Consider the following 15,093-nt stretch of genomic DNA (forward strand, 5'->3'; position numbering starts at 1 on the left):
GCGGCCGAGGCCGCGTTTTTCGTACAAGGGACGACGACTCAGTTCTTGGCTTTGTCGACGATCTTGTTGGCACCGATCCACGGCATCATGGAGCGCAGTTGCTCGCCGATGATTTCGATACCGTGAGCGGCGTTGTTACGACGCTTGGCGGTCATCGAAGGGTAGCCGGTTGCGCCTTCGCTGATGAACATTTTGGCGTATTCGCCGTCCTGAATACGTTTCAGGGCGTTGCGCATGGCCTGACGGGACTCGGCGTTGATGACTTCCGGGCCGGTCACGTACTCGCCGTATTCGGCGTTGTTGGAGATCGAGTAGTTCATGTTGGCGATACCGCCTTCGTACATGAGATCAACGATCAGTTTCAGTTCGTGCAGGCACTCGAAGTAGGCCATTTCCGGCGCGTAGCCAGCTTCAACCAGGGTTTCGAAACCGGCTTTCACCAGTTCAACGGTACCGCCGCACAGAACGGCTTGTTCGCCGAACAGGTCGGTTTCGGTCTCGTCCTTGAAGGTAGTTTCGATGATGCCGGTACGACCGCCACCAACGCCGGCGGCGTAGGACAGTGCAACGTTTTTGGCGTTGCCCGAGGCGTCCTGGTAGATCGCGATCAGGTCAGGGATACCGCCACCTTTGACGAATTCGGAACGTACGGTGTGGCCCGGGGCTTTCGGCGCGATCATGATCACGTCGAGGTCGGCACGCGGAACAACCTGGTTGTAGTGAATCGCGAAGCCGTGGGAGAAGGCCAGGGTGGCGCCTTTCTTGATGTTCGGCTCGATTTCGTTCTTGTACAGCGAGGACTGGAACTCGTCCGGGGTCAGGATCATGACCAGGTCGGCAGCAGCAACAGCGGAGGCCACGTCGGTCACTTTCAGGCCGTGAGCTTCGGCTTTGGCAACGGTGGCCGAACCTTTACGCAGACCGACAGTTACGTCGACACCGGAATCTTTCAGGTTGCACGCTTGAGCGTGGCCCTGGGAGCCGTAACCGATGATGGCAACTTTCTTGCCCTGGATGATCGACAGGTCGCAGTCTTTATCGTAGAAAACTTTCATGAATTTCCCCTTATATCCGGCCATTCAGGCCATGCGCTAATTTGGTTTAGATGCTGAGTACTTTGTCGCCGCGAGCAATGCCGGTCACGCCGCTGCGGACGGTTTCCAGAATCGATGCGGTGCCAATGGACTGAATGAAGCTGTCGAGCTTGTCGCTGGTACCGGTCAATTGAACGGTATACACGCTGGCGCTGACGTCGACGATCTGTCCACGGTAGATATCGGTGGTGCGTTTGATCTCCGCGCGCTGGGCGCCAGTGGCCTTGACCTTGACCAGCATCAGTTCACGCTCGATGTGAGCGCTTTCCGACAGGTCCACCAGCTTGACCACTTCGATCAGCTTGTTCAGGTTTTTGGTGATCTGCTCGATGACTTCATCGTGACCCACGGTGGTCAGCGTCAGACGCGACAGGGTCGGGTCTTCGGTCGGGGCCACGGTCAGGCTTTCGATGTTGTAGTTGCGCTGCGAGAACAGGCCGACTACGCGAGACAGAGCGCCGGGTTCGTTTTCCAGAAGCAGGGAAATAATGTGCCGCATGATTAAGTACGCTCCGTCTTGCTCAGCCACATATCGCGCATGGAGCCGTCTTTGATCTGCATCGGGTAGACGTGCTCGCTGGTGTCGACCGCAACGTCGATGATCACCAGGCGATCCTTCATGGCGAACGCTTCTGCCATCTTCGACTTCAAATCTTTCGATTCGGTGATGCGTACGCCAACGTGGCCGTAGGCTTCAGCCAGCTTGATGAAGTCGGGCAGCGATTCCATGTAGGAGTGCGAGTGACGGCTGCCGTAGCTCATGTCCTGCCACTGGCGAACCATGCCCAGCACACCGTTGTTGAGGATGACGATCTTCACCGGCAAGCCGTATTGCAGGCAGGTCGACAGCTCCTGGATGTTCATCTGAATACTGCCTTCGCCGGTGACGCAGGCAACGTCGTCGTCCGGGAAGCTCAATTTGATGCCCATCGCCGCCGGCAGACCGAAGCCCATCGTGCCCAGACCACCGGAGTTGATCCAGCGGTTAGGCTTGTTGAACGTGTAGTACTGCGCGGCGAACATCTGGTGCTGACCGACGTCGGAGGTCACAAAGGCGTCGCCCTTGGTCACTTCGCAGAGGGTTTCGATCACGGTCTGCGGCTTGATCTTGCTGCCGTCGCCCTTTTCGTAAGGGAACAGGCCGCGATCACCGCGCCATTCATCGACCTGCTTCCACCAGCTGGCCACGGACTCCTTGTTCGGGGTCTCGCCGATTTCCTTGAGGATCGCGACCATTTCGGTCAGGACGCTCTCGACCGGACCAACGATTGGTACGTCGGCCTTGATGGTCTTGGAGATCGACGCTGGGTCGATGTCGATATGGATGATCTTGGCGTTCGGGCAGAACTTCGCCGGGCCGTTGATCACCCGATCGTCGAAGCGTGCGCCCACTGCGAGGATCACGTCGGCATGGTGCATCGCCAGGTTCGCGGTGTAGCTGCCGTGCATGCCGAGCATGCCGATGAACTGACGGTCAGTGCCTGGGAAAGCGCCCAGACCCATCAAGGTGTTGGTCACTGGCAGGTTGAGCATTTTCGCCAGTTCGGTCAGCTGTGCAGAACCGTTGCCGAGGATGACGCCGCCGCCGGAGTACAGCACTGGTCGCTTGGCTGCCAACAGCATTTCCGCTGCTTTGCGGATCTGCCCGGAGTGACCGCGAACGGCCGGGCTGTAGGAGCGCAGCTTGGCTTTTTTCGGGAAAACGTATTCGAACTTCTCGGCCGGATTGGTCATGTCTTTCGGGATATCGACCACGACCGGGCCCGGACGACCGGATTGCGCGAGGTAGAAAGCCTTCTTCATGACTTCCGGGATTTCCGAAGCGTGCTTGATCATGAAGCTGTGCTTCACGATCGGCCGGGAGATACCGATCATGTCGGTTTCCTGAAACGCGTCGGTGCCGACCATGGTGCTTGGCACCTGACCGGAAATGATCACCATCGGAATCGAGTCCATGTAGGCGGTGGCGATACCGGTGATGGCGTTTGTGGCGCCTGGACCGGAAGTCACCAATACCACGCCGGCTTTACCGGTGGCACGGGCGTAGCCGTCAGCCATATGGGTCGCCGCTTGTTCGTGACGAACCAGGATGTGGGTCACTTCCGGCTCTTTGAACAGGGCATCGTAAACATGCAGGAGAGCACCACCCGGGTACCCGTAGATATATTTGACGCCTTCGTCACGCAAAAAGCGGACGAGCATCTCACCGCCAGATAAAAGCTCCACGTTGTTCACCTCTAAAACGCCAGAATACCGTCCACAAAAAAGGGGCGGGTCTTAATAGGTTTACTTCTCGGCAGAGCATGAGCGACGGTGGTCGCCGACTACGTCAGCACTGACTGAGCAAGTATTGGGATCGTCCCAAGTGTTGCGGGCCTTTCCCACCCAGCGCGAGGTAACGCGTTGCGGGTGTAACAGGTCGGCGCGGATGTGCGCCTCATGATCTACCGAGTGGGTCTGCTTCTGGCAGTCCCTCTACAGCGGACTTTGGATTCTTCTGTTTCGCCCTCTGCAAGTCAAGTCGTCTGTGAGGTTAATTGTGGGTAAGCACATGAGAACGCAAGAAAAAACCTGAAAAGCGCTACTCTGTTAGCGTCAATTGCGCATTTTTGCCAAGGAATCAGCATGCGAACGCTCCTCCTCACTCTGCTGATCGGCCTCAGCCCATGGTGCTCGGCCGCTCAAATCTACAAATGGGTCGATGCCCAAGGCGTCACGCATTTCGATGCGCAGCCTCCGCAGGGCCAACCGTCGACGACCGTACAGACGCCCTCCTCACCCGCGCCGAAAGCTGCGCCGATGCCGGGCGGCGGCGTACTCGGGGATCAGAAAGCCATTGATGCCAAGGTGAAGAAACAGGTCGCCGAGCAGCAGGCGCAGCTCAAGGCGTTTTGCGAGCAGGCACGCACGAACCTGGCGCAACTGCAGAACAATCCGCGTTTGCGTGAGGAGGTCGAGGGGGATTTGCGCAGGCTCGACGATACACAGCGTCAGGAACGCATCGTCGAAGCGAAGAAGCAGATTGCCGAGAACTGTTCGTAGGCTCGCTGCCGTATCTGTGTAGGAGCTGTGTAGGAGCTGACGAGTGCAACGAGGCTGCGATCTTTTGATCTTGCTCTTCAACAGCAAGATCAAAAGATCGCAGCCTTCGGCAGCTCCTACAAAGCTCCTACACAACCGGGTTCAGCGCGAAGCGGTGATCAGCAGGTCAAACTCTTTGAGCAGCACCTGCAACTGCCGATCCTTGCCGCCCAGATTACGCTGAGCGAAAACCATCTCCGCCATTTCCTGAATGCCCGAGGCGTTCGGCAAGGGCAGATCCTGTTCGAGGATCATCTTCATGCGCGGCAGGAAGATCCATTGCAGCCATTGTTCGAAGTCCAGCGTGTCGACCGAAAACGGCTCGACACTGCTCAGCGCTTCGGCCGACGGCTCAACCTCGTCCCACCAGCCCTGGGTGCGCAGCTCTCGCTCGATCAGCAGCAGCTGATCGGCGATTTTCGGGAAGCGCGCATCCATCACAGGGAAACCTTGGCCTTCTGACGGGCCTGAGCGGCGCCGGCGGAGTCGCCTTGTTTCTCGCGGGCCTGAGCGATGATTTCCCACAAACTGGCTTGCAGATCCGGACGACCGTTGGCCATGGTCAGCGCGCGACGGGCGAACTGCTCGGCTTGCGGCGCATCGCCTTGGGCCATGCGCACCTGCGCCAGACGGTAAAGCACTTGTGGCTCACGGGGGGCGACACGTTGCGCCCGCTCCAGGCTGGAAGAAGCGCCGTTGAGGTCGCCACCGGCCTGTTGCTGTTGCGCAGTGGTCAGCAAGGCGAGTACCGGGCCGTCCAGTTGCTCATCCGCCGACAGACCGCCGCCACTGCTGGCCGAAGGAATGCCACTCGGCGTCGACGGCATGCTGTAGCTGCCGGAGTTGATCGGCGCCGACTCAACCGCCGATGGGTTGTAAGGCCCCGACGTGATGCCTCCGGATGCCGGACCCGGAACGATTGGAGAAGAGCTGATCGGCGTTGACAGCGCCGCACCGCCGCCCGGCACCATCACCACTACGCCGGTATCGCCTTGCGGAATCGCCTGAGTCTGGCCCTGCGCCGGGCGCTTGACCGTGGTCTGGCGGAAACCGCCATTGGCGCCGATGCGTTCGCTGTTGGACACGGCCGTACCCGAATCCACTACCGGAATCGAACCACGCTGTACGGTGGAGCAGCCGCTGAGCAAAGCCACGGCGGTCACCGCTGGAATCAACCACTTGTTCACTTGAAACCCTCTTTGCTTAATTCATCCAGCCCTTGACCCAGTCCATCACCGACTCCGGCGAGGCAGGTGTTTCGCTTGCACACGCGGCGCCGGGTGGCGGTTCGCTGCCGCGAATATACGGCATCTGCACAGCGCCGGGGCAGTTGGCATCGGAACCCTGGCCGGTGCGTGAATCGACCCAGGCCTGCACGACGTTGTCCGGCTGCGGCATGTCCAGCGGCAGCGGATCGGCCTTGCGCATGAAACTGGTCCAGACCTGCAGCGCACCGGTGGCCCCGGTGAACGGCGTCTTGCCATTGTCGTCGCGGCCGAGCCAGACCACTGCCAGCAGATCCTGGCTGAAGCCGGCAAACCAACTGTCGCGCGAATCGTTACTGGTACCGGTCTTGCCCGCCAGCGTCAGGGTCTTGGGCAGCACGTTATAAACCGAACTGCCGGTACCTTCACGCATCACCCGCTGCATGGCGTTCTGGATCAGGTAAATCGAGGCCGGATCGAAGCGCTGCTCGATCTGGAACGGATAACGCTTGAGCGGCTCGCCCTCGGCGGTCAACACGCTGCGAATACCGCGCATTGGCGTATTGAAACCACCGTTGGCCAGCGTCTGGTACATGGTCGCCACTTCGATCGGCGTCATGCCGCCGGCGCCCAGCAGCATTGACGGGAACGCCGGGAATTCACGGGTAACGCCCAGGCGACCGAGAGTCTTGAGCACGTTCGGCACGCCGACTTCCAGGCCCAGACGCGAGGTCGACAGGTTGTAGGAATGCGCCAGGCCCTGATAGAGGAACACCGTACCGTGGGAGCGCCGATCGTAATTCTGCGGCTTCCACACCTGACCGTTGGCGCCTTTGACCGACAGCGGATCGTCCGACAGCCAACTGGTCAGCGTGTACTGGCTCGGCTTCTCCAGCGCGGTCAGATACACCGCCGGTTTGATCAACGAACCAATCGGGCGCACCGCATCCAGTGCACGGTTGAACCCGGCGTAACTGGCCTGACGGCTGCCGATCATTGCCTGGACTTCACCGGTTTCCGGGTTGGTCACGACCATCGCCGCTTCGACGTCATCCGAGCCCTTGCGCCCGGCCAGACGTTTGAACGTGTCGTTGACCGAGGCTTCGGCTTTCATCTGCAGAATCGGATCGAAACTGGTGAAGATGCGCAGACCTTCTTCGGTCAAGTCTTCGTCGCGGTAGTCTTCGCGCAACTGACGTTTGACCAGGTCGATAAAGCCTGGGAACGAGCTGTCGGCGAGCTTGCCGCGAGTCGTCACACCGAGTGGCATTTTCTTCGCCGCTTCGATCTGTTCGGCGGTGGCCACGCCTTGCTGCGCCAGCACGTCGAGGACCAGATTACGCCGCTCCAGCGCGCGCTCCGGGTTGCGACGCGGGTTGTAGTAGGACGGCCCCTTGACCATGCCGACCAGCAACGCGACCTGATGCAGTTTCAGCTCGGACAATGGTTGGCCGAAGAAGAACTGGCTGGCCAGACCGAAACCGTGCACCGCACGCTGACCGTCCTGACCGACGAAGACTTCGTTGAGGTAGGCCTCAAGGATTTCCTTCTTGTCGTAATGCAGTTCGAGCAGCAACGCCATCATCGCTTCGGTGAGCTTGCGGGTCAGGCTGCGTTCGCTGGTCAGGTAGAAGTTCTTCACCAACTGCTGGGTCAGCGTACTGCCGCCCTGGGTCATCTTGCCGCCGGAGGTGTTGATCCACACCGCGCGGGCGATCGATTTCGGCGACACGCCCCAGTGGCTGTAGAAGTCGCGGTCTTCCACAGCGATCAGGGTTTCGAGCAGGTATGGCGGCACCTGATCGAGTTTGATCAGGATGCGGTCTTCGAGATTTTTCGGGTAAATGCCGCCGATCATCAGCGGCTCGAGGCGCACAACCGACAGTTTCGAACCGTTGGTCGAGGACAGCTCAGCAACATAATCACCGGAGAAACGCACACGCACTGGCTGCGGTTTTTCCAGGCCTTCATAGAACTGGAAGCCGCGAGTGTTCAGGTCGACCGTGTTGCCGCTAACCGCTGCGGCGCCCGGGCCGTTGCTCACGGCTTCGCGGCGATAGCCGAGGGCATCGAGTTCGGTGAGGAAATCGTCCTTGCTGAGCTTCTGTCCGACGAACAGCTCAAGCGGGCGCGCGTACACCTTGGCCGGGATTGTCCAGCGCTTGCCGGAGAATTTCTCCTGCACCACGGCATCGAGGTAAACGGCGAAGCCGGCCAGCACTACAAGGCCGACCAGGCTGAGTTTAATGGCCCAGCTCAACCACGGACTAAGGCCCTTGGCTGGTGGTTTTTTCTTGGTACGGGGGGATCGGGATCGAGTCATGGCGGCGGATTATACGCACTTTATCGATCCTCAACAGGCGCGCGCAGAGGTTTGCGTCAGGCGGGCAAGCAGCCATAATGGCCGCCTCGAATTCCCCCGTCTCTGAAGGATCGCCCGTGAGCCAGTCCCTGATCGCTGCCCTGCAAAACCCGGCCCTCTACCCGCATCCCGTCGAAGGATTTCAGGTCATCGAAACCCACATCTCGTGGGTGATTCTCACCGGTCCCTTTGCCTATAAAGTGAAGAAGCCGGTGAATTTCGGCTTCCTCGACTTCACCAGTCTCGACGCACGTGCACATTTCTGCGCCGAAGAGCTGCGCCTCAACCAGCGCCTGACCGCTGATTTGTATCTGGACGTGTTGCCGGTCACCGGCAGCGTCGAAGCACCGCAACTGGGCGGCGACGGCCCGGCTATCGAATACGTGCTGAAAATGCGCCAGTTCCCGCAGAGCGGCTTGCTCAGCACCCTGCAAGCCAATGGCGAACTGACCACGCAGCACATCGATGCGCTGGCCGAGCAGATCGCACACTTCCATCTCAACGCCCCGAAAGTCCCGGCCGAACACGACGCCGGCACGCCGGACAGCGTGATGGCGCCGGTCGCGCAGAATTTCGAGCAGATCCTGCCGTTCCTCAGCGACAAGAACGATTTGCTCCAACTCGAGGCCCTGAAAGCCTGGGCCGAAAGCAGCTTCGAACGTCTCAAGCCGCTGTTCGCCCAGCGCAAGGCGCAAGGTTTCACCCGTGAATGCCACGGCGACATCCACTTGGGCAACGCCACTGTGATCGATGGCAACGTGGTGATCTTCGACTGCATCGAGTTCAACGAGCCATTCCGTTTCACTGACGTCTGGGCCGACACCGGTTTCCTCGCCATGGACCTGGAAGATCGTGGCCTGAAATCGCTGGCGCGTCGCCTCATCAGCCAATACCTGGAACTGACCGGCGACTATCAGGGCCTGGAAGTGCTGAACTTCTATAAAGCCTACCGCGCGCTGGTACGGGCCAAAGTGGCGCTGTTCAGCATGCCGGCTGACGCCACTGCCGTGCAGCGCGCCACCACCCTGCGCCAGTACCGCAACTACGCCAACCTGGCGGAAAGCTACAGCACCATTCCTTCGCGCTTCATGGCCATTACCCACGGTGTTTCCGCAGTCGGCAAGAGCCATGTGGCCATGCGACTGGTCGAAGCGCTGGGCGCGATTCGCTTGCGTTCCGACGTCGAGCGCAAGCGCCTGTTCGGTGAGCAGACCGTTGCCAACGACGTGCAGGCCGGCATTTACAGCGCCGACGCCAATACCGCGACTTACGCACGCCTGCATGAAATCGCCGAGGTGATTTTGCACGCCGGATTCCCGGTAGTGATCGACGCGACTTACCTCAAGCGCGAGCAGCGCGACAACGCGGCGAAGATTGCCGAAGCCACCGGCACGCCGTTCCTGATCCTCGACTGCAACGCCCCGCAAGCAGTGATCGAGAGCTGGCTGGCGATCCGTCAGGCCGATCAGAAGGATCCGTCCGACGCCACCCTTGCGGTGATCGAAGCGCAACAGGCCAATCGCGAAGCGCTGACGCCGGAAGAAATCCTGCGCAGCAAACGCGTGCAGACCAATGAATCCGGCACGCTGGACACCGTGGTCGCGCAGATCCGTCAGCGCCTGCCGGGTCTGTAAAAAACTATTTCGGCCGTGAAGCCCTCGCTCGCTTCACGGCCGTCAAATAGTGGCACTATACTGGCGTCATAAAACCAACAGGTGATCTGACATGAGCCAGCCAAAACTGCTCGACACTCCGCTTTACGCCCTGCTGCACAAAGACGACGTTGCAGGCTTCAACAAGGAACGCCCACAGGATGGCCCGATCGACATGGTCGGCGGCGATTTCCGTGGCCTCGACCTGCGCGAACTGAACGCCGACGGCGTGGATTTCCGCGATGCGTACTTCCGCTCCGCCGATCTGCGTGGCATCGACTTCCGCAAGGCCTCGCTCGAAGGCGCCAGCCTGGCCCATGCGCAGATCTCCGGGGCGTACTTTCCGCCGGAGCTGAGTGCCGACGAGATCCTGATGTCGATGAATTTCGGCACTCGGTTGCGCTATCGCACCCGTTGAGAATCATCGTCAGCCCCTGACACCACCCTCCCCTTCTAGGAGTGAGCCTGCTCGCGATAGCTGACTGACATTCAAAATGGATGTCGGCTGTTATACCGCTATCGCGAGCAGGCTCACTCCTACAGTTGTATGCGCTACGCCCCTCCTCTCTGCGTTCGCAGGTCTTTCACTCCCCTTTCTTAGAAGCTTTTGCGTCGAATCCGACCAAACGACCACGCTTTTCCTACTGATGGCTACACTGCTGAGAAGCTCGCCCACGCACCATTCGGCCGTCGCAAGGAGGCTTGATGAATGATGAACTGCAACACCTGAAAAATCTTGGCAAGACGTCGGCGCAGTGGCTGCATGCCGTGGGCATCCACAGCGCCTCGGACTTGCGTCGCCTCGGTGCGGTGGATGCCTACCGGGCCGTGCGTACTCGGGGGTTTCGCGCATCGAAGGTGTTGTTGTATGCGATCGAGGGCGCGTTGATGGACGTGCACTGGAACGACATCCCCGCCGAGCGCAAGGACGCCTTGAACAAACAGCTCGAAGCCATTTCCGCGCGCCACAAGAACTGAACAGGCGCTGACGCCATGTATTTACTGGGGGAGCAATCGGCGCACGCCGACGCGTTGATCAATCGCTTGCAGAATCTTCCTGGGCAGTGGCTGGAGGATTTGTCGCCATGCGCGCCAGTCATCGAGCTGGAGGCGACCGATGATCTGTTTGCGCAAGTGCCGAGCGACCAGTTGTTTCTACTGACCGAGGGCGTGGTGCATGGCTGCATCGCTGGCCGTGCGCTGTTCTACTGGCAGGAGGGTGATCTGCTCGGCCTGCAACGTGGCGAGCAATGGAATGACTGTCGCTTGCGCAGCGAGGGCACTGTGCGGCTGGTGCCCTACGGACGCGCGGAGGTTGTGCAGCACGTGTACGCCGATCCTGATCGAGCGGAACAGTTGCTGAGCTATCTGCTTGGGCAAATGGCGCTGCTCGCCCACGCCGTGGCCGAGTTGAAACCCCGGGAGTTTCGCAGCACTAACGGCTTCAAACGCGTTGAAGCCGGCGCCGTGCTGATTCAACAGGGCGATGCGGCGGATCATGTGTTCGTGATTATCGACGGGCACGCCGAGGCATTCGTCGACGGGCACAAGGTCGGCGACGTGCCGAGGGACGAGATTTTCGGCGCCATGGCGTTGTTTACCGGCGAGCCGCGCAACGCCACGGTAGTGACGTCAGAGCCGAGCACGGTGATGTTGATTCCCGGTGATCAATTTTTGAGCATGACCCGCAGCAATCCGAAGATCGCCCACAGCCTGATTGAGGGCATGGCTCGCCGCATTGGCCAGTTGAATCGACAGATCACGCAATTGACGGCGCATCGCAGCTAGCGCAAAGCCCTTTACTCACGGGGCCTCACGACCGTTCGCAAAACTAAATTACAGAATTGCAAAATCAGCGGTTGACGCGGTAATGAGAATCGCTATGATTATCACAACTGATCGCGAGATCAGTCGATATTCTGAAAAGCCCTTGGTTCGGACTCTCAGATTATCTCCTCATCAGGCTAATCACGGTTATTTGACCCGGTTTTTACCGGGTCTTTTTTTTGCCTGTGGAAAAGTCATTTGGCGAATTGCTGGCGCATCTGTTCGCAGTAATCCGGCTTCGGCGTGGCCGGCGTGTACCAGACGTAATCGGCCATCGCCGCCGTGACCGCATCGCCCTGCTCGGCCAGCATCAAAACGGTCGGTGCCTCCGCTGCACCGAGATCCAGCAGATGCAGCGGCACGCCAACATCCTTGCGCGCATGCCAGGCACCGGCCAGCAGGATCGCAGGTGTCGGCGCCGCCAGCATGCGTTCGGCCATGCGTCGATCACGCTGCTGCTGAATCGTCAGCATCGCCGGCATCTGTGATTCGGGCAGCAGGCCGCAGTGGGATTCACTGATTTGCCCAAGCAAAGTTTTTTTAACCGACAGCGAATTGCTGCGCGGACCGTTCAGAGCAGGTGGATTGCGGTAGAACGCGCGGATTTCGCTGTCATCAAGATTGGCCGCCAGCAGCGGATAGGGCTGCGTCAGGGCGAAGCGCACGATCGGCCCGTAAAGATTCCAGTCCCAGCCCTCTTGCCAGGCCAATGCCGCAGGCAGATCTGCCGGAGCGTATTTCGCCTGGCGCGCCGCATCGACTTTCGCTTGTTGATTCGCCGTGAGCATTTCCAGCAGCAGACTGCCTTGCGTTCGCTGCTCGCCGAGCGCCTGCAACAGCCACAATTGCGCCGCGTGATGGTCGGCATTGTCGTGCTGCTCACCGATGATCAAACGCTCCGGTTCAGCGAGACGCACCAGAAGTTGCTGCGCGGTGAGCGTCTCGCCGCTGCGCAGATCGCGGATTTCACCGCCCACTGGCGGAACCGCCACGTGCTGACACCCCGCGAGCAACACCAGCGCCAACAACCACAATCCACGCATGCGACACCTCGATGATTGATCAGCGGGCGATGATCAGCGGATGCCCACGCTCCGGGTGCGGTTGCACCAAAACCTCCAGGCCGAACACCGCTTTGAGCGTATCCGGACGCAGCACTTGCTGCGGAGTATCCAGCGCGACAGGGCGCCCCTGCTCCAGCAACAGCACGCGATCACAATAGCGCGCCGCCAGATTCAGATCATGCAGGATCACCAGCACCGCCGCGCCACGATTGGCGAACTCGCGCACCGCCTGCAAGGTGGTGTGCTGATGCAGCGGATCGAGCATCGATGTCGGTTCGTCGAGCAACAAGGTTAGCCCGGCCTGGCCCGGCCAGAGTTGCGCCAGCACCCGCGCCAGATGCACGCGCTGACGCTCGCCACCGGACAACGCCAGATAGCTGCGCCCACTCAGGTGCCCGGCGTCGGCGGCGGCCAGCGCCGCCGCGACAATCTCGTCGTCGCGCACGCGCCCGGTCTGGTACGGCAAACGGCCCATGCCGACGACCTCTTCCACGGCGAAGGCAAAATCCAGCGTCGACACCTGCGGTAGCACCGCCAGTCGTTGTGCCCGCTGCGTTCCGCTCCAATGACTTAACGCCTGACCATCGAGCGAGACATTGCCGTCACTGGCGAGTAACTCTCCACACAAGGCGCCGAGCAAGGTGCTTTTGCCGGCGCCGTTCGGTCCCAGCACGCCAAGCACTTCACCGGGTTCGAGCCCGAGCGTGACCCCGCTGAGCACAGTCTTGCGGCCACGGCGGACATGCAGATCGCGTGCAGACAACATCAGGCACGCCCTCGCAGCAGCAGATAAAGGAAGAACGGCGCACCGATGAACGCGGTGACAATGCCGATCGGCAACTCCGCCGGCGCCAGCGCCAGGCGCGCCACCAGATCGGCGAGTAATAACAGGCTTGCACCGGCCAGCACCGAGGCTGGCAGCAGAACTTTGTGATCCGGGCCGGCCAGCAGGCGCACCAGATGCGGCACCACCAGCCCGACAAAACCGATCATGCCCGCCGCCGCCACCGCCGCGCCGACACCCAGCGCGGTGCAGAACACCAGTTCGCGCTTGAGTCGTTCGACATCGATGCCCAGATGACCGGCCTCGGATTCACCGAGCAACAAGGCATTCAATGCCTTGGCACGACGCGGCAGCCACAGCGCCACGCCGATGGTGATGATCAGCAAGGGCCACAGTCGCGCGTAACTGGCGCCGTTGAGGCTGCCCAGGTTCCAGAATGTCAGGGTGCGCAGCGTGGCGTCATCGGCCAGATATGTGAACAGACCGACCGCCGAACTGGCCAGCGCCGTCAGCGCGATACCGGCCAACAACATGGTCGCCACATGGGTCTGACCGTTGCGCCGGCCCAGCCGATAGACCAGCGCCGTCACCCCGAGCCCGCCAAGAAACGCACACACCGACAACAGATACGGCCCAAACCACTCCGGCAGGCCGCCAAAGAACGAACCGCCGACAATCGCAATCGCCGCGCCAAGTGCCGCGCCACTGGACACGCCGACCAGCCCCGGATCTGCCAGCGGATTACGAAACAGTCCTTGCATCGCCACCCCGGACAGCGCCAGTACGCCGCCGACCGCCAAGCCGAGCAAGGTTCGCGGCAGGCGGATCTGGCCGAGAATCAGCTCAGCCTGCTCCAATCCTTGCGGCGCCAACGGCACGCCGATCAGACGCAGCGCCGCGCGCAAGGTATCGAACAGCGGCAGACTCACCGGCCCCAGCGCCAGCGACAGCCAGATCGCCAGCAGACACAGCAATGTCAGGCCGATAAACAAGCCACGGGGTTTGACCAGTGTGGTCATTGGCCGCCCTTGGCCGGGTAGAAGCCGTCAGTCAGGGTTTGCAAAGCAGCCGGCAGACGCGGCCCGAGACCGCCAACCAGCAGCGTTGGATCCAGCTCCATCACCCGACCGCTCTTGGCCGCGCGGCTGGAATTGAGGATGGGGTTTTCCTTGAACAATGCCGCTTTTGCTGCTTCGCCGGTTAGCGCACGGTCAGCGAACACCAGCACCTCGGGATCGAGGCTGGCGAGAGATTCCATGGAAAACGGTTTGTAGCCGGTATGCGTTGCGAGGTTATGGCCGCCGGCCTGTTGCAGCAGCCAATCGGCGGCAGTGTCCTTGCCGGCGATCAACGGCTTGCCGCCCGCATGCCCGAGCAACAGCAACACTCCGGGGGCTTTGCGCGTGGTCTGCACTTGGGCAACGCGCGCTTTCTGCGCCTGGAGTTGCTGTTGATAAGTCTGCAGCAACTGCGCCGCCTGGCTTTGCGCGCCGAGCAACTGGCCCAGTTGAGTGACATTTTTTTCCAGTGTCGGCAGATCAGGCTGGGCTGAAAACAACTCGACCTTGACCTTGGCCGCTTTGACTTGCGCCAGAACCGGCGGCGGGCCCATTTCTTCGGTGCCGATCAGAATGTCCGGACACAGGCTCAAGATGCCTTCCGCCGACAGGCTGCGCTGATAGCCAATACTCGGCAGCGCCTGCAACGATTCGGGATGCTGGCTGGTGGTATCGACCCCCACCAGCTTCGACTCGCCGCCCAGTGCGCTGACCCATTCCGACAGCGCGCCGCCGGCGCTGACCCAGCGTTGCGGTAAATCCGCTGCGGCCGCCTGATGGCAGAGCAAAAGGCCGGCGCACAGCACGACAACGCGGGTTTTCAGGCGCATACACAGCTTCCTTGAACAAGGTTTCCCGGGCATCGGCGCAGCGAGCCAAGTATCCTCGGCAAACGGCCAGACTCCCTGTGGGAGAAGGTCGCCATTTGATAATTGTTTGCATTTGAACGTCAAGCTCGGACATATC

Annotated in this window: 15 protein-coding genes; 5 read left to right on the top strand and 10 right to left on the bottom strand. The window is 60.7% G+C overall.

What is annotated here, in order from left to right:
* Positions 1–38: 38 nt before the first annotated feature.
* From ilvC to ACZ0AZ_RS04450, 3 genes are read right to left on the bottom strand one after another with little or no spacing between them, the layout of a single operon-like run.
* Positions 39–1,055 (bottom strand): ketol-acid reductoisomerase, encoded by a 1,017-nt coding sequence (gene ilvC / locus ACZ0AZ_RS04440; protein ID WP_003228216.1) that lies wholly within the window; start codon positions 1,053–1,055, stop codon positions 39–41.
* Between the two features lie 46 nt (positions 1,056–1,101).
* The gene (gene ilvN / locus ACZ0AZ_RS04445; RefSeq protein ID WP_003176102.1) at positions 1,102–1,593 is read right to left on the bottom strand and encodes an acetolactate synthase small subunit; all 492 of its coding nucleotides are present in this window, start codon (positions 1,591–1,593) and stop codon (positions 1,102–1,104) included.
* Positions 1,594–1,595: 2 nt separating this feature from the next.
* Entirely contained in the window at positions 1,596–3,320 is a 1,725-nt protein-coding gene (locus tag ACZ0AZ_RS04450) for an acetolactate synthase 3 large subunit (protein WP_039761986.1), read from the bottom strand.
* A 399-nt stretch (positions 3,321–3,719) separates the two neighbouring features.
* On the opposite strand from ACZ0AZ_RS04450, the gene ACZ0AZ_RS04455 reads away from it, so the two are divergent.
* Positions 3,720–4,136, top strand: coding sequence for a DUF4124 domain-containing protein (locus tag ACZ0AZ_RS04455; protein WP_039761594.1), 417 nt, complete (start codon positions 3,720–3,722; stop codon positions 4,134–4,136).
* 141 nt (positions 4,137–4,277) lie between these two features.
* Here the strand turns inward: ACZ0AZ_RS04455 and ACZ0AZ_RS04460 are convergent, their stop codons facing one another.
* Genes ACZ0AZ_RS04460 through mrcB form a run of 3 tightly spaced genes read right to left on the bottom strand, consistent with a single transcriptional unit; the run spans position 4,278 to position 7,703 of the window.
* Positions 4,278–4,613, bottom strand: coding sequence for a YqcC family protein (locus ACZ0AZ_RS04460; RefSeq protein WP_039761596.1), 336 nt, complete (start codon positions 4,611–4,613; stop codon positions 4,278–4,280).
* Positions 4,613–5,362: a tetratricopeptide repeat protein gene (locus tag ACZ0AZ_RS04465; protein ID WP_129999822.1), complete on the bottom strand. Its 750-nt coding sequence runs from the start codon at positions 5,360–5,362 to the stop codon at positions 4,613–4,615. Before ACZ0AZ_RS04465 ends, ACZ0AZ_RS04460 begins: the two co-directional genes overlap by 1 nt.
* Positions 5,363–5,378: 16 nt before the next feature.
* Positions 5,379–7,703: a penicillin-binding protein 1B gene (gene mrcB, locus ACZ0AZ_RS04470; RefSeq protein ID WP_129999821.1), complete on the bottom strand. Its 2,325-nt coding sequence runs from the start codon at positions 7,701–7,703 to the stop codon at positions 5,379–5,381.
* A gap of 116 nt (positions 7,704–7,819) precedes the next feature.
* Between mrcB and ACZ0AZ_RS04475 the strand changes: the two genes are divergently transcribed.
* The 4 genes from ACZ0AZ_RS04475 (at position 7,820) to ACZ0AZ_RS04490 (ending at position 11,182) form a co-directional block, all read left to right on the top strand.
* On the top strand, positions 7,820–9,376 hold the full coding sequence (locus ACZ0AZ_RS04475) for a bifunctional aminoglycoside phosphotransferase/ATP-binding protein (protein WP_039761602.1): 1,557 nt from the start codon (positions 7,820–7,822) through the stop codon (positions 9,374–9,376).
* 91 nt (positions 9,377–9,467) lie between these two features.
* Positions 9,468–9,812 (top strand): pentapeptide repeat-containing protein, encoded by a 345-nt coding sequence (locus ACZ0AZ_RS04480; RefSeq protein WP_039761605.1) that lies wholly within the window; start codon positions 9,468–9,470, stop codon positions 9,810–9,812.
* 287 nt (positions 9,813–10,099) lie between these two features.
* Positions 10,100–10,372, top strand: coding sequence for a TfoX/Sxy family protein (locus ACZ0AZ_RS04485; protein WP_016773175.1), 273 nt, complete (start codon positions 10,100–10,102; stop codon positions 10,370–10,372).
* Between the two features lie 15 nt (positions 10,373–10,387).
* A complete protein-coding gene (locus ACZ0AZ_RS04490; RefSeq protein WP_463537005.1) occupies positions 10,388–11,182 on the top strand; it encodes a Crp/Fnr family transcriptional regulator in 795 nt (264 codons plus the stop codon).
* 233 nt (positions 11,183–11,415) lie between these two features.
* On the opposite strand, the gene ACZ0AZ_RS04495 is transcribed toward ACZ0AZ_RS04490, so the two are convergent.
* The 4 genes from ACZ0AZ_RS04495 to ACZ0AZ_RS04510 are packed head-to-tail and all read right to left on the bottom strand — an operon-like array spanning position 11,416 to position 14,957.
* On the bottom strand, positions 11,416–12,264 hold the full coding sequence (locus ACZ0AZ_RS04495) for a ChaN family lipoprotein (RefSeq protein WP_463570950.1): 849 nt from the start codon (positions 12,262–12,264) through the stop codon (positions 11,416–11,418).
* Positions 12,265–12,283: 19 nt separating this feature from the next.
* On the bottom strand, positions 12,284–13,048 hold the full coding sequence (locus ACZ0AZ_RS04500; RefSeq protein WP_405045577.1) for a heme ABC transporter ATP-binding protein: 765 nt from the start codon (positions 13,046–13,048) through the stop codon (positions 12,284–12,286).
* A 2-nt stretch (positions 13,049–13,050) separates the two neighbouring features.
* The gene (locus ACZ0AZ_RS04505; protein WP_164558310.1) at positions 13,051–14,034 is read right to left on the bottom strand and encodes a FecCD family ABC transporter permease; all 984 of its coding nucleotides are present in this window, start codon (positions 14,032–14,034) and stop codon (positions 13,051–13,053) included.
* A gap of 50 nt (positions 14,035–14,084) precedes the next feature.
* Entirely contained in the window at positions 14,085–14,957 is an 873-nt protein-coding gene (locus ACZ0AZ_RS04510; protein ID WP_039761615.1) for a heme/hemin ABC transporter substrate-binding protein, read from the bottom strand.
* Positions 14,958–15,093 lie beyond the last annotated feature (136 nt).

Source organism: Pseudomonas sp. AC239 (assembly GCF_979258545.1).

Coding starts and splice junctions, on each gene's coding strand:
- mrcB (WP_129999821.1), bottom strand. CDS start 7,703: ATGACTCGATCCCGATCCCCCCGTACCAAGAAAAAACCACCAGCCAAG.
- ilvC (WP_003228216.1), bottom strand. CDS start 1,055: ATGAAAGTTTTCTACGATAAAGACTGCGACCTGTCGATCATCCAGGGC.
- ACZ0AZ_RS04485 (WP_016773175.1), top strand. CDS start 10,100: ATGAATGATGAACTGCAACACCTGAAAAATCTTGGCAAGACGTCGGCG.
- ACZ0AZ_RS04460 (WP_039761596.1), bottom strand. CDS start 4,613: ATGGATGCGCGCTTCCCGAAAATCGCCGATCAGCTGCTGCTGATCGAG.
- ilvN (WP_003176102.1), bottom strand. CDS start 1,593: ATGCGGCACATTATTTCCCTGCTTCTGGAAAACGAACCCGGCGCTCTG.
- ACZ0AZ_RS04510 (WP_039761615.1), bottom strand. CDS start 14,957: ATGCGCCTGAAAACCCGCGTTGTCGTGCTGTGCGCCGGCCTTTTGCTC.
- ACZ0AZ_RS04455 (WP_039761594.1), top strand. CDS start 3,720: ATGCGAACGCTCCTCCTCACTCTGCTGATCGGCCTCAGCCCATGGTGC.
- ACZ0AZ_RS04480 (WP_039761605.1), top strand. CDS start 9,468: ATGAGCCAGCCAAAACTGCTCGACACTCCGCTTTACGCCCTGCTGCAC.
- ACZ0AZ_RS04490 (WP_463537005.1), top strand. CDS start 10,388: ATGTATTTACTGGGGGAGCAATCGGCGCACGCCGACGCGTTGATCAAT.
- ACZ0AZ_RS04495 (WP_463570950.1), bottom strand. CDS start 12,264: ATGCGTGGATTGTGGTTGTTGGCGCTGGTGTTGCTCGCGGGGTGTCAG.